Source organism: Rothia mucilaginosa (assembly GCF_901875305.1).
In the GTDB taxonomy this organism is placed as follows: Bacteria; Actinomycetota; Actinomycetes; order Actinomycetales; family Micrococcaceae; genus Rothia.
Map to the genome: position 1 here is coordinate 110,789 of NZ_CABFLY010000002.1, position 13,787 is coordinate 124,575.

9 protein-coding genes are annotated in these 13,787 nt (G+C 62.7%); all 9 read left to right on the plus strand.

What is annotated here, in order from left to right; translation table 11 throughout:
- The first annotated feature begins 47 nt into the window (after positions 1-47).
- The 9 genes from argS to JX292_RS02720 all read left to right on the plus strand — a co-directional run bounded on the left by argS (position 48) and on the right by JX292_RS02720 (position 13,676).
- On the plus strand, positions 48-1,712 hold the full coding sequence (gene argS, locus JX292_RS02680; RefSeq protein WP_204861150.1) for an arginine--tRNA ligase: 1,665 nt from the start codon (positions 48-50) through the stop codon (positions 1,710-1,712).
- 209 nt (positions 1,713-1,921) lie between these two features.
- Positions 1,922-3,442, plus strand: coding sequence for a diaminopimelate decarboxylase family protein (locus JX292_RS02685; RefSeq protein WP_204861151.1), 1,521 nt, complete (start codon positions 1,922-1,924; stop codon positions 3,440-3,442).
- A gap of 241 nt (positions 3,443-3,683) precedes the next feature.
- Positions 3,684-4,973: a homoserine dehydrogenase gene (locus JX292_RS02690; protein WP_204861152.1), complete on the plus strand. Its 1,290-nt coding sequence runs from the start codon at positions 3,684-3,686 to the stop codon at positions 4,971-4,973.
- A gap of 163 nt (positions 4,974-5,136) precedes the next feature.
- A complete protein-coding gene (thrC, locus tag JX292_RS02695) occupies positions 5,137-6,237 on the plus strand; it encodes a threonine synthase (protein WP_204861155.1) in 1,101 nt (366 codons plus the stop codon).
- 165 nt (positions 6,238-6,402) lie between these two features.
- Positions 6,403-7,371 carry a homoserine kinase gene (gene thrB, locus JX292_RS02700; protein ID WP_204861157.1) on the plus strand — a complete coding sequence of 323 codons (969 nt, stop codon included), beginning with the start codon at positions 6,403-6,405 and terminating at the stop codon, positions 7,369-7,371.
- Positions 7,372-7,866: 495 nt separating this feature from the next.
- On the plus strand, positions 7,867-10,017 hold the full coding sequence (gene rho / locus JX292_RS02705) for a transcription termination factor Rho (RefSeq protein WP_204861160.1): 2,151 nt from the start codon (positions 7,867-7,869) through the stop codon (positions 10,015-10,017).
- 151 nt (positions 10,018-10,168) lie between these two features.
- The gene (prfA, locus tag JX292_RS02710; protein ID WP_204861162.1) at positions 10,169-11,251 is read left to right on the plus strand and encodes a peptide chain release factor 1; all 1,083 of its coding nucleotides are present in this window, start codon (positions 10,169-10,171) and stop codon (positions 11,249-11,251) included.
- A 169-nt stretch (positions 11,252-11,420) separates the two neighbouring features.
- Positions 11,421-12,323, plus strand: a complete 903-nt coding sequence (gene prmC, locus JX292_RS02715) for a peptide chain release factor N(5)-glutamine methyltransferase (RefSeq protein ID WP_204861164.1) — start codon at positions 11,421-11,423, stop codon at positions 12,321-12,323.
- Between the two features lie 162 nt (positions 12,324-12,485).
- The gene (locus tag JX292_RS02720; protein ID WP_204861171.1) at positions 12,486-13,676 is read left to right on the plus strand and encodes an L-threonylcarbamoyladenylate synthase; all 1,191 of its coding nucleotides are present in this window, start codon (positions 12,486-12,488) and stop codon (positions 13,674-13,676) included.
- Positions 13,677-13,787: the final 111 nt, after the last annotated feature.

Sequence of the window (13,787 nt, forward strand, 5' to 3'; positions counted from 1 at the left end):
CGAATAAACGGTCAGCCCCGACCCAATGCTTGCTAGAATAGGTTCTTATGACTCCTGAAGAACTCTCCGAAGCCATTGCGCTTGCCCTTGAAGAAACCATTTCCTCCGGCCAGCTGACCCTCGTGGAGGGCGCTGAACTGCCCGCCGTCCGAGTTGAGCGCCCCAAGTCCCGTGACCACGGCGACTGGGCCACCAACGTCGCTCTGCAGCTCGCCAAGAAGGTGGGCAAGAACCCGCGCGAGGCAGCAGCTCTTCTGGCAGAGAAGATCGGCGCCATCCCCGGCGTGGCCTCCGTGGATATCGCGGGCCCCGGCTTCCTGAACATTACCCTGGACGCCGCGGCAGCTGGTGAGCTCGCCGCCACCATCGTTGAGGCGGGCGAGGCCTACGGCCGCAGCGACAAGTTCGCCGGCAAGACCATTAACCTTGAGTTCGTCTCCGCGAACCCGACCGGCCCCATCCACCTGGGTGGCACCCGCTGGGCCGCCGTGGGTGACGCGCTCGCCCGAGTGCTGGAGGCTGAGGGCGCCAAGGTCGTGCGCGAGTACTACTTCAACGACCACGGCACCCAGATTGACCGCTTCGTGCGCTCTCTGATTGCCGCCGCCCGCGGTGAGGAGACCCCTGAGGACGGCTACGCTGGCGCGTACATCGTCGACATTAAGGATCAGATTCTGGCTCAGCGCCCCGACGCGCTCGAGGCCGAGAACCCCGAAGAGATTTTCCGCGAAATCGGTACCCACCTGATGTTCGACCAGATCAAGGAGTCCCTGGAGGCCTTCGGTACCCACTTCGACGTGTTCTTCCATGAGAACTCCGTGTTCGAGGGCGGCAAGGTGGATGCCCTGCTGAACACCATGCGCGAGAACGGCCAGCTCTTCGAGGCTGACGGCGCCTGGTGGATGCGCACCACCGACTACGGCGACGACAAGGACCGAGTGGTTATCAAGTCTGACGGTCACCACGCCTACGTGGCGGGCGATATCGCCTACTATCAGGACAAGATGACCCGTGCCGAGAACCCCGCTGACGTGGCAATTTACATGCTCGGTGCGGACCACAACGGCTACGTGGGCCGTTTGAAGGCCATCGCCCAGATTCTCGGCTACCGCGCCGACCAGATTGAGGTCATGATTGGCCAGCTAGTGAACCTAGTCAAGGACGGCAAGCCCGTGCGCATGTCCAAGCGTGCTGGCACCGTGGTCACCCTCGAGGACCTGGTCGAGGCCGTGGGCGTTGACGCAGCCCGCTACGAGCTGACCCGCTACTCGGTGGACACCCCCATCGACATCGACCTGGGCCTGCTGACCTCCAAGAGCAACGAGAACCCGGTTTACTACGTGCAGTACGCTCACGCACGCACCGTCGCCGTGGCGCGTAACGCCGCGGAGGCCGGCGTGAAGCTTGAGGACGGCGTGGACACCTCCCTGCTCGACTCCGCCGCTGACGGTGAGCTACTGGCCGTGCTCGGCCAGTTCCCCGCTGCTGTGCGCGACGCCGCGAAGTTCTACGAGCCGCACCGCGTGAACCGCTACCTGGAGCAGCTCGCCTCGGCCTACCACAGCTGGTACGGCGTCTCCCGCGTGGCCCCGAAGGCGGGCGAGGAGGTCACCGACCTGCACCGCACCCGCCTGCTGCTGAATAACGCGGCACAGCAGGTGCTGGCTAACGGCCTGAACCTGCTGGGTGTGAGCGCACCCGAGCGCATGTAATACCCCTCGATTCAACCCCCGACCCGGTATTGCCGGGGCCGGGGGTTGAATGTATGCCGCCGCCGGTGGCTTCGGCACCCCGGCTGGCAGTACCCTTCACCTTTCATCCCCTTCACAGACAGAGAACCGCTACCGTGCCGCGAGAATCTACGCCTTCGCGTGCGGTGCGCAAAAGCATCCAGAAACAAGAGCATCCAGAAAGAGACCCGATGAGTGAAGCTCGTTCCCTCTACCGCCCCGAATGGCTGACCCTGCCCGAGAACCCCGCCGACCTGTCCCGAAGCATCTGGACCGAATCCTTCGCCCGCAATGAGCAGGGGGAGCTCTGCATTGACGGCGTGGCTGTCAGTGATTTGGCCGCGGAGCACGGCACCCCGCAGTATGTCTTCTCCGAGACGACTTTCCGCACTCGCGCCCGTGCCTACCGCACCGCATTTGAACAGGCTTTTGCCGCGCACGGCGCGCAGGTGAGCGTCTACTACGCCGGTAAGTCCTTCCTGTCCACCGCGGTTGTTCGCTGGGTGCGTGAGGAAGGGCTGTGCCTGGATACCGCCTCTGGTGGCGAGCTGGCGCTGGCGTTGCGCGGCGGTATGCCCGGTCAGCACATCGCTCTGCACGGCAACAACAAGTCGGAGGCTGAGATTGCCCGCGCGATTCGTAACGGCCTGGGCCGCGTGGTGGCTGACTCGGTGGATGAGATTAAGCTGATTGAGCGGGTGTACGCCGAGCTGGCCGCAGAGCGCGTGGCGGAGGGGGAGGAGCCCTACCCGCCCGTCCCGGTGCTGATTCGCATTACCCCGGGCGTGCACGCCTCGACCCACGAATCGATTGCGACCGCGCACGAGGACCAGAAGTTCGGCATGTCCCTGCAGCCGGGTACCGCCGCGCTGGCCGGCCTGGACGAGGCAGAGCTGGAGCATTGGGGTGTGGATGCCTCCGAGTCCTACGCTACGCTGGCGGCGGCGATCCTGAACGCGACCGACTCCCTGGAATTCCGCGGTATTCACTGCCACATCGGTTCGCAGATTTTTGAGGCGGCGGGCTTCGAACAGGCGGCAACCACCGCTCTGGAGTTCATGAACCGCCTCAACCGCGACCTGGGCGTGACCCTGCCGGAGCTGGACCTGGGCGGCGGCTACGGCATCGCCTACACTGAGGCTGATCGTCCCCGCTCCATTGCCGAGGTGACCGAATCCATCGCCGCTTCGGTGGCGGCCACTTGTGTGCGCCTGGGCATGGCCATTCCGCACATGTCCTTCGAGCCGGGCCGCTCGATTTCGGGTCCCTCGGGTGCGACCCTGTACACGGTGGGCACCATCAAGAATGTGAGTATCGAGGACGAGAACGGCGAGATTCGTGTGCGCCGTTACGTCTCGGTGGACGGCGGCATGAGCGATAACGCCCGCCCGGTGCTGTACGAATCGGACTACTCGGCGACTCTGGCGAACCGCGCCCCGGAGGGTGAGCAGGTGCTCTGCCGCGTGGTGGGTAAGCACTGCGAATCCGGCGATATTGTGGTGCGTTACTGCTACCTGCCCGCTGACCTGCAGGCCGACGATATTCTGGCGGTTCCGGCGACTGGCGCGTACTGCTACGTGTTGGGGTCGAACTACAATTTCCTGACTCGACCGCCGGTGATTGCGACCGCTGAGGGCCGCCCCTCTCGCGTGATGATTCGCCGCCAGAGTGAGGACGACATGCTCTCCCTGGACATGGGGTCGGATATCTAAAATTCCGGTAGATTGCCGATGAGTCGCAGAGAGGGCAGGGCTTCGTGACCCTGTACACCGGGCACCCCTCGACTGTGAGGGATGCCTCATCTCAGAGAATAAAAGTCGCAGCTTGAGGCCGATAGCTTCATCCTGCCTCTTGATAAAGTGGTGTAGAGTGCGTGCTCCGTGTAGCGCACCGCACCGTAGCCCGAAGAGATCCCGGGGGAACGCCCCGGAACGACCGTAGAAAGAGACTATCGTGGCTGACAAGATCAAAGTTGCCCTGCTGGGTGCCGGTAATGTCGGTTCCCAGGCGGCGCGCATCCTGGTAGAGGATAACGCCGTTCTTGCGAAGCGCATTGGTGCGCCTGTCGAGCTGATCGGCATTGCTGTGCGTGATACCCAGGCAACTCGCCACTGGAATGCCGACCCCTCGTTGTACACCACCGACGCTGAGGCTTTGATTGATGCAGCCGATGTCGTAATAGAGCTGACCGGCGGCATTGAGCCGGCGCGCACCCGCATTTTGCGTGCGCTGAATGCTGGCAAGTCTGTCGTTTCGGGTAATAAGGCTCTGCTGGCTAAGCACGGTATGGAGTTGCAGGCGGCCGCTGACGCATCCGGTGCACAGCTGTCGTATGAGGCTGCCGTGGCCGGTGCGATTCCGATTCTTCGCCCGCTGCGTGATTCCCTGGCTGGTGACCGTGTGACCCGTGTGCTGGGTATCATGAACGGCACCACCAACTACATTCTTGATCAGATGGACACTACCGGCGCCTCCTTCTCGGATGCGCTGGCTGACGCCCAGAAGCTCGGCTATGCTGAGGCTGACCCCACCGCTGACGTTGAGGGTCACGATGCCGCGTCGAAGGCCGCTATTGTTGCTTCGCTGGCGTTCCACTCGGATTTCACGATTGATGATGTGCATACTGAGGGCATTACCGCTATCACCGCCGATGATGTTGCGGCCGCAGACGCCGATGGCTACGTCATTAAGCTGCTGGCTATTTGCGAGCGTGAGGGGGAGGACGGCGCGAACATCCGTGTGAACCCGACCCTGATTCCGCGCCAGCATCCGTTGGCTGGTGTGCATGGTGCGTTCAACGCCGTGTTTGTTGAGGCGGAGAACGCCGGTGAGTTGATGTTCTACGGTCCCGGTGCTGGCGGTGCCCCGACTGCTTCGGCTGTTCTGGGCGACTTCGTGTCTTTGGCTCGTCGTCTGGTGCTGGGTGGCCCCGGTGTTCCTGAGACCTCTCATGCGCAGTTGCACGCGACCAGCCTGGATAACGTGATTTCTCGCTACTCGGTGGGCGTTCTGGTGGAGGACCGCCTGGGCGTTCTGGCGAACATTACTCGAATCCTGGCCGAGCACGGCATTTCGGTGGATTCGTTGCGCCAGTCCACTCCGCACGAGGGCGCGGCCCAGATTCGCCTGGTGACCCACTCTGCGAAGGACTCCGACCTGCGCCGTGCCATCGCCGTGATTGACGCGCTTGATACGGTGCGTGAGGTGAACTCCGTGATTCGCGTGGAGTCCGAGAAGCACTAGGCCCCTGTCGAGAGACACTACCCAATCTCGCGGTGTGATGTCGCCGCAATAGACTTGCGAGAGCGGCCGGGGAGGCCCCTCGCGCACTGACGAACCCGCGTACCCGCTACCGGGGTTACAGGACCCTGGCGGGCGGTGCGCCTCAAGATTAAAGGAGATGCCAATGGCACACGTGTGGCAGGGCGTTATCAAGGAATACCGTGACCGTCTGCCCTTCGGTGAGGACGTTCAGGTCGTGACTCTGGGCGAGGGCGGTACCCCGCTGATTCACGCCCCAGCGCTGTCCGCCGAGACCGGCAACACTGTTTACCTGAAGTTTGAGGGTATGAACCCGACCGGTTCCTTCAAGGACCGCGGCATGACCAGCGCCATGACCGCTGCTAAGCGCGATGGTGCGAAGGCTGTGGTGTGCGCTTCGACGGGTAACACTTCCGCTTCCGCCGCAGCTTACGCGTTGCAGGCTGGCTTGCGTTGCGCTGTGCTGGTTCCGGACGGCAAGATTTCTATGGGTAAGCTCTCTCAGGCGATTGCCCACGGTGCCGATATCATCCAGATCGACGGCAACTTTGACAACTGCCTTGAGGTTGCTCGCAAGCTCAGCGAGAACTACCCTGTGTTCCTGGTGAACTCGGTGAACCCCTACCGTATTGAGGGCCAGAAGACCGGTTCCTTCGAGGTTGTTGACACCCTGGGCGATGCCCCTGATTACCACCTGTTGCCGGTCGGCAACGCCGGTAACATCACCGCGTACTGGAAGGGCTACAAGGAGTACTCCGAGCCCTACACCAACCGTGATGGTGAGGTTCTGGAGCCCGTGGCTACCAAGCGCCCGATTATGTGGGGCTTCCAGGCCGCCGGTGCCGCCCCGATCGTGGCGGGTCACCCCATCGAGAACCCTGAGACCATCGCAACCGCAATCCGCATCGGTAACCCCGCTTCGTGGGAGAAGGCTGAGGCCGCTCGCGACGAGTCCGGTGGTGTGATTGAGGCTGTAACCGACGAGGAAATTCTGGAGGCGCACCGCTGGCTGTCTGCTCGTGAGGGCGTGTTCGTGGAGCCTGCTTCGGCTGCTGGTGTGGCGGGTCTGCTGAAGAAGCACCGCGCGGGTGAGGCACCCAAGGGTAAGACCATCGTTATCACCGTGACCGGTCACGGCCTGAAGGACCCGCAGTGGGCTCTGGAGGCTGTGAACGGCGTGAAGGTCGAGCCGACTAAGGCCCCCTTCGACGTGGTGGCTGTGGCAAATATTCTCGATTTGCACTAGCCTATTCGTACTACGATGTGCACTCCGTCCCGGTTTTCGGGGCGGGGTGCACCTGCATGATGGCGGGTCTCAGTACCCCGTCACCACCTATTTGTTAAGGCGGATGTGCGGATTTTCAGCATCCTGCTCGTTCACTCCGTCACCGATCGCGAGGTACCTCTTCACATGTCTTCCCTGAACCTTTCTGATATTCCCGTGGGCGCATCCGTCACCGTGCGCGTGCCTGCCACGAGCGCCAATCTGGGCCCCGGCTACGACAGCCTGGGCCTGGGCCTGGGATTTTATGATGAGCTGAGGGTTGAGCGCATTGAGTCTGGCTTGGAGTTTGAGCTGACAGGTGAGGGAAGTGCCGAGGTTCCGCGCAACGAAAACCACCTGGTGGTTCGCGCTATGAAGGCGGCTTTTGAGGCGGCCGGTCTGGAGGAGCTGCCTCCGCTGAAGCTGATTGCGGATAACAAGATTCCGCATTCGCGCGGTATGGGTTCTTCGGCCTCCGCAATTGTTGCGGGTGTGGCTGCCGCCAGCGCGCTACTGCCTGAGGAGCACCGCCTGGACCGCGAGTGCATGTTGCAGGTTGCGTCTGATATGGAGGGTCACCCGGATAATGTGGCTCCGGCGATTTACGGTAATCTCTCGGTGTCGTGGGGTCAGCAGGGGGAGTGGCACTCTCTGATTATTCCGGTGCACCCGCAGGTGCGTCCTGTCGTGGCTGTGCCTGATTACGAGGTGTCCACGAAGTTGGCCCGCTCCCTGATTCCCGCGGAGATTCCTCACGCTCGGGCAGCCGCCAATTCGGCGCGAGCCGCGCTACTGGTGCGTTCGCTTTCGGATGCTCCCGAGTACCTCATGGATGCGACGGTGGACTACCTGCATCAGGGCTACCGTGTTCCCGCCATGGAGCCTTCGGCTGCCCTGGTTGCTTTCCTGCGTGAGCGTGGCCTGGCTACCGTGATTTCGGGTGCTGGCCCGACCGTTCTGACCTTCGCCCGCGATGAAGAGCAGGTGCAGCAGACTGCTGAGGCTATTGCTGAGTTTGAGGCGCAGAGCCCCGCGAGCGAGGTGGATGGCCGCCGCCTGAACTGGCGTGTGCTCCCCCTTGAAATTGATACTGAAGGTGTTATAGTTACTCAGTAGGACGTGTAACGTCCTATTGTGGGTTTTGCCCGCCGTTCGACGATGACCGTAATTAATGCTTCCTGGCAGGTACGTTTCGTACCTCACCCCGTTTCACCCCGTTCCGGACTTTGTGCCTGGTTGGGTTTCGGAGGGGAGCTTACCTTCTGTAATGCCTCACCCGCAGGGTGTCGATGTGAAGGGGGCGGTTTCGGTCACGGCGATTGAACCCTCCCAACCGTTCATTCTTGACCCGCTGGCCCCAGGCCGCAGGTGCGGGTCCGATGAATGAGGGGTGCACACATGATGATAGAGCGCCTTATCTTCCGTGTGTACCCGCCGTGTCTGAATCGGTGGGTACGGTAAGAGATGCGAACCGCCTCTAGCGCGGTTCGAGGGAGTCGAAGGTGCAGGTCGCCGCGTTCTGCGGCGGTGCAGGAACCTTTGACCGCGCTATAGCGCCCGCCCGATCTTTATTCTGAAGATTTTCAGGGCTTACAACCAAAGGAATTGTAGTTGGCAAAGAACATTGTTGTCACCGATGAGTTCGGCACGGCATCGGCCGCGCCGGAACTGGCAAATTTGAAGGTCGCGCAGTTGCGCGTCCTGGCTCAGCAGCTGGGCATTCGTGGCTACCTGAAACTGAAGAAGGCGGAGCTGGTTCAGGCTCTGGAGGAGCACCAGCGTGGTGGCGCCGTAGCTGCCCCGGCCGCTCCGAATACTCAGACTCTCGCCGAGAAGAATTCTGAAAAGTCCACCGAAAAGTCCACCGTGAAGACCGAGGAGAAGGCAGTCGAGGCTCCTGCTGAGGGCGAGAAGGGCTCCGAGCCCGTTCAGAAGACCCGCCGTACTCGCCGCACCCGCGCTCAGAAGGAGGCCGAGGCAAAAGCCGAGAAGGCAGAGAAGAGCGAGTCCGAGGGTTCCGAAAAGTCCGAGAAGCGTACCCGCTCTTCGCGTTACGAGACCCCTGCCCAGAAGCGTGCTCGCGCTCGCCGCGCCGCTGAGGGCCAGGACACCCCCGAAGCTTCTGAGAAGGTGGAGAAGAGCGAGAAATCTGAGAAGCGTACCCGCCGTAGCCGCAAGGACGAGAAGCCGGCAGAGCTTCCTCCTCTGGATGTGCGCGCCGAGCTGGCCGCGGAGCGCATCTCTGAGCGTTCCGAGCCGGGCGAGTCGGCTCCGAACTCCTCTGAGCTGAAGGCTTCCACTGCAGACGGTACCGCAAGCTTGGATAGTCTGAATGCTGCCCTGGATATGACCTTCGGCGCCGTTGATGGTGAGAAGAGCTCTAAGCGTACCCGCACCCGCGAGCGTCGCCGTGATCAGGATGGCGAGCGCACCGAGCGTACTGAGCGTGCAGAGCGGACCGAGCGCCGTTCCAAGCGTGACCGCCAGGCTGAGCGCGCAGAGCGTGCCGAGCGTAAGAACTCCGAGCGCACCGAGCGTCGTTCCAAGCGTGACCGTCAGGCTGAGCGCGCCGAGAAGCAGGCACGCCGCCGCGAGGAACACGAGCCTCGCCTGAGCGAAGACGATGTGTTGGCACCGATTTCGGGTGTGCTGGACATCCTCGACAATTACGCGTTTGTGCGTACCACCGGCTATCTGCCGGGTACCAATGACGTGTACGTCTCCCTGGCTCAGGTGAAGAAGTACAACCTGCGTAAGGGCGACCACGTGATCGGTGCGATTCGCGTGCCGCGTGAGGGCGAGTCGAACAACCGCCAGCGTTTCAACGCCCTGGTTCAGGTGGAGGCTATCAACGGTCAGAGCGTTGAAGAGGCCGCTAACCGCCGCGTGTTCTCCAAGCTGACTCCGCTGTACCCCAAGGAGCGTCTGCGCCTGGAGACCACTCCCAAGAAGCTGGGTACTCGCGTGGTTGACCTGGTGTCCCCGATTGGTAAGGGTCAGCGTGGTCTGATTGTTTCGCCGCCGAAGGCGGGTAAGACCCTCATGCTGCAGTCCATCGCGAACGCGATTACCGTGAACAACCCCGATGTGTACCTGATGATGGTTCTGGTGGATGAGCGTCCTGAAGAAGTGACCGACATGCAGCGCACCGTCAAGGGCGAGGTTATTGCCTCGACCTTCGACCGCCCGGCTGAGGATCACACCACGGTTGCCGAGCTGGCCATTGAGCGCGCGAAGCGCATGGTGGAGCTGGGCTACGATGTGGTCGTGCTGCTGGACTCCATGACTCGCCTGGGCCGCGCCTACAACCTGGCTGCTCCGGCATCTGGTCGTATCCTGTCCGGTGGTGTGGATTCTGCTGCGCTGTACCCGCCGAAGAAGTTCTTCGGTGCCGCCCGCAACATCGAAGAGGGTGGCTCGCTGACCATTCTGGCTACCGCCCTGGTTGAGACCGGTTCGAAGATGGACGAAGTGATCTTCGAAGAATTCAAGGGCACCGGTAACATGGAGCTGCGTCTGTCCCGCCAGCTGGCTGACAAGCGTATCTTCCCGGCCGTGGACATCAACGCCTCCGGTACCCGCCGCGAAGAGAACCTGCTCTCCCCGGACGAAATCAAGATTATGTGGGGTCTGCGTCGTGCCCTGGCCGGCATGGAGCCCGAGCAGGCTCTGGGCGTTCTGACCAACCAGTTGCGCAAGACCGAAAGTAACGTGGAGTTCCTGCTTACGGTGCAGAAGAACGGCCTGCGCCTGGTCGACTAAGACCTGTGTTTCACGCGCCCCACCCCGGTATGACGGTGGGGCGCGTGAGGCGTTCACCTGTGCCTCCCAGCGAGGCGCCCCATCAGGGGAGTGACGAATTCTAGTGCCCGCCCGTGCGGCGTAAAGTGCGGGAGATGGAAGAGAGAACAGAATGTTTGAATCTATTCAGGTTCTGCTGGACGAGCACGCTGACCTGCAGAATCAGCTGGCCGATCCCGCCGTGCAGTCGAACCAGGGTAAGGCACGCCGAGTGGGCCGCCGCTACGCGGAGCTGACCGGTATCGTGACCGCCTACAACAAGTACACCTCGCTCAAGGATGACCTTGAGGCCGCCCGTGAGATGGCTGCTGAGGATCCGGATTTCGCGGCGGAGATCCCCGGCCTGGAGGAGGAGCTGGAGGCTGCTCAGGAGAAGTTGCGCCGCCTGCTGATTCCGCGTGACCCGGATGATGGCCGTAACGTCATTCTTGAGGTGAAGGCCGGTGCCGGCGGTGACGAGGCCGCCCTGTTCGCGGGTGACCTGCTGCGCATGTACATGCGTTACGCTGAGCACAAGGGCTGGAAGACCGAGATTATCTCTTCGACCAGCACCGACGTGGGTGGTTACAAGGACGCCCAGATTGCTATTAAGGGTTCCTCGAACGAGCCGGCTGAGGGTGTGTGGGCGCACCTGAAGTACGAGGGTGGCGTGCACCGTGTGCAGCGTGTTCCGGCGACCGAGTCTCAGGGCCGTATTCACACCTCCGCCGCGGGTGTGCTGGTGTTCCCCGAGGTGGATGAGCCTGAGGAAATCGAGATTAACCAGAACGACCTGAAGATTGACGTGTACCGTTCGTCGGGCCCCGGCGGTCAGTCGGTGAACACCACCGACTCGGCGGTGCGTATTACTCACCTTCCGACCGGCATTGTCGTGGCGATGCAGAACGAGAAGTCTCAGTTGCAGAACCGTGAAGCCGCAATGCGCGTGCTGCGTGCACGACTGCTGGCTCACCAGCAGGAGCAGATTGACGCCGAGAACGCGGCACACCGTGCTTCGCAGGTGCGTACCATGGACCGTTCGGAGCGTATCCGCACCTATAATTTCCCGGAGAACCGCATCGCTGATCACCGTACCGGCTATAAGGCGTACAACCTGGACGCCGTGCTGAACGGTGACCTGGAGCCGGTGATTCAGTCCGCTATTGAGATGGATGAGGCGCACCGCCTCGCTCAGGTGGGTCAGGAACAGAAGTAGTTCCGCACAGATGTAGGCGTTTCGCAGGTCCAGCTCGCAGGCGGGTGGGCTGTCTGAATGCAAGAGGGGGTCATCGTGTCACGCGATGGCCCCCTTCGCGTGTATGCGGCGTAGCAGCCCGAGCCTTATGTCCGTCCTTGACGGGGAACATGCAGAAGAAGGGGAACTTATGAAGGTGAATGTGCACGACCCGCGCGGGGAAGAGCTCGCGCAGGTGCTGACGCGCGCCACCGCGGCCCTGGCGCAGGTGCCCAGCCCCCGCGTGGACGCCGAGCTACTCGCAGCGCACCTGCTCCACGGTGGTTCTCGGGCCGAGCTGCAGCGGGCCCTGCTTATGGGGGAGCGACTCACCCCTGCGCAGGTCGCTGAGTACGAGGTGCTGGTCGCCCGCCGCGCCCGCCGCGAGCCGCTGCAGTACATCACGGGACGCGCTCCCTTCTACCGGCTAGAGCTGTCGGTCGGGCCGGGCGTATTCGTGCCCCGACCCGAAACGGAGTTACTCGTCGAAGAAGCTCTCAAAGTGCTGAGCGTGCGTGCTGACACTGTACCCGGCGGGTCGCGCGTCGTCGACCTGTGCACGGGTTCCGGCGCCATCGCGGCGGCTATCAAGAGCGAACTGCCGGCCGCCCAGGTGTTCGCGGTGGAGCTCTCCGAAGACGCCATCCCCTACGCCCGTAAGAACCTGGAGCCGCTGGGTGTGCACCTGGTGCAGGGGGATGCCCTCACTGCACTTACCGAGCTGGTCGGCACCTTCGACGCGGTGCTCTCCAACCCGCCGTACATTCCGCCGGCGAACGTGCCTACTAACCCGGAGGCTGCCCTGCACGACCCGGACATGGCGCTGTACGGCGGGGGAGCGGACGGCATGCAGATGCCGGCCGCCATCGCCGCCCGCGCCTACGAGCTACTGACCCCCGGAGGCTTCTTCATGATGGAGCATGATGACACCCAGGAGGAGGCCGTCGCTGAGCTGTTGGCGCGCGTGGGCTTTGAGCGGTGTTACCCGGTACGGGACCTGAACGGCAGGCCCCGGCACAGCGCGGGCTACAAACCCGCCGCCGCGGGCTCCTAGCATCAGGGCCGACTCCTAGCCTCCGGGGTGGGGGAGCCGCCGTGCCTCTCAGCCGTCGCGTCAGCCGCATCAGCCGCCGACGAGGCGTGATGCCCCAACCCCGTGACGTGCGCCCTCCCCGGCGTATCGCCGCAATCCATAAAACGTGAGACAATATAACCCGTGACTGCAAAGCTGTATCCCGTAACGACTGAAACCGAGACCCGCGAGGCGCTGGACGCCGCCCGCGAAGCCCTCAAGGCACACGACACGATTGTGATGCCCACCGATACCGTCTACGGTATTGCCGCCGATGCTTTCTCGCATCAGGGTGTCGCCAAGCTGCTGGCAGATAAGGGCCGCGACCGCACTATGCCGCCGCCCGTACTCATCTTTGATATCGCGGCGCTCGCCGGTGTGGTGGACGATGTTCCGGACGATATCTATGACCTGGGCTACCGCTTCTGGCCCGGCGCGCTGACCATCATTCTTCACGCATACCCGTCACTGAGCTGGGACCTGGGTGAGACCCGAGGCACCGTCGCGGTGCGTGTCCCTGATGACGAGTTCGCCCTGAAATTGCTGACTGAGTACGGCCCGCTGGCTGTCTCGAGCGCGAACAAGACCGGCCACGAGGCTGCTGCGACCGCGCAGTCCGCAATGGACTCCCTGGGTGAGGACGTCGCTGTGATTATCGACGGTGGTTCCCGCCCGAAGCCGCACGAGTCCGAGCCCAACGAGGACGGGGTCACGGTGGTGACTGAACGCGAGCCGGCTCCCTCGACCATCTTGGACTGCACCTCATTCCCCTACGTGGTGGTGCGTGAGGGTGCGATTCCCGTCGAGGAGCTCCGCGAGGTGGTTCCCTCGATTCTGACTCGCGCCGAGGCCGACGAACAGGCGGCCCGCAAGGTGCAGGAGGCGCAGACCTCCTCGCAGAGTGAGTCGAGCATCTCGGTTGCCTCCCAGAAGGCGCTGGATGAGCAGGATGGCCTGGACGAAGCCTACGAACAGTGGGATAGCACCCACACGGTGAGCGGTGAGCCCGCTCGTCGTGCTGAGGTACCGGCGGTCGGTTCGATTGCCGCCTCCCTGCTGGGTTCTACGGGCACGTTGGGTTCGGGCTTCGGCATCAGCTCGGTGGATCAGGAGCGTTCGCGCGGTTACCGAGACAATACCCCCAAGCCGATTCGTGCGGATGAGCCGCAGGTTCAGCCTGTCTCTGCTGATACGGCTCGCGCATTGGTTTTCGGTGAGGCGCCCGCCGCCCCAAAGGCTGGATTGGAGGCAGAGCCCGAGCAGCAGAAAACCGAACCTGTGGCCGAGGCTGAACCTAAGACCGAGGCTCCGGAAGCCGCTGGAGATCACCTGTAGACCCGGCCACGGTTAAAACTCAAGGGAACGCCCGATATATCAGTTGATATATCGGGCGTTCCCTCATGCTATTCCATAGTGTTATGGCTTTTGGCGGGTTGCTTTCCGGTT

Excerpts from the sequence above, each read along its gene's own strand:
- thrB (WP_204861157.1), top strand. The coding sequence starts at position 6,403 with ATGTCTTCCCTGAACCTTTCTGATATTCCCGTGGGCGCATCCGTCACC.
- thrC (WP_204861155.1), top strand. The coding sequence starts at position 5,137 with ATGGCACACGTGTGGCAGGGCGTTATCAAGGAATACCGTGACCGTCTG.
- prmC (WP_204861164.1), top strand. The coding sequence starts at position 11,421 with ATGAAGGTGAATGTGCACGACCCGCGCGGGGAAGAGCTCGCGCAGGTG.
- argS (WP_204861150.1), top strand. The coding sequence starts at position 48 with ATGACTCCTGAAGAACTCTCCGAAGCCATTGCGCTTGCCCTTGAAGAA.
- prfA (WP_204861162.1), top strand. The coding sequence starts at position 10,169 with ATGTTTGAATCTATTCAGGTTCTGCTGGACGAGCACGCTGACCTGCAG.
- JX292_RS02685 (WP_204861151.1), top strand. The coding sequence starts at position 1,922 with ATGAGTGAAGCTCGTTCCCTCTACCGCCCCGAATGGCTGACCCTGCCC.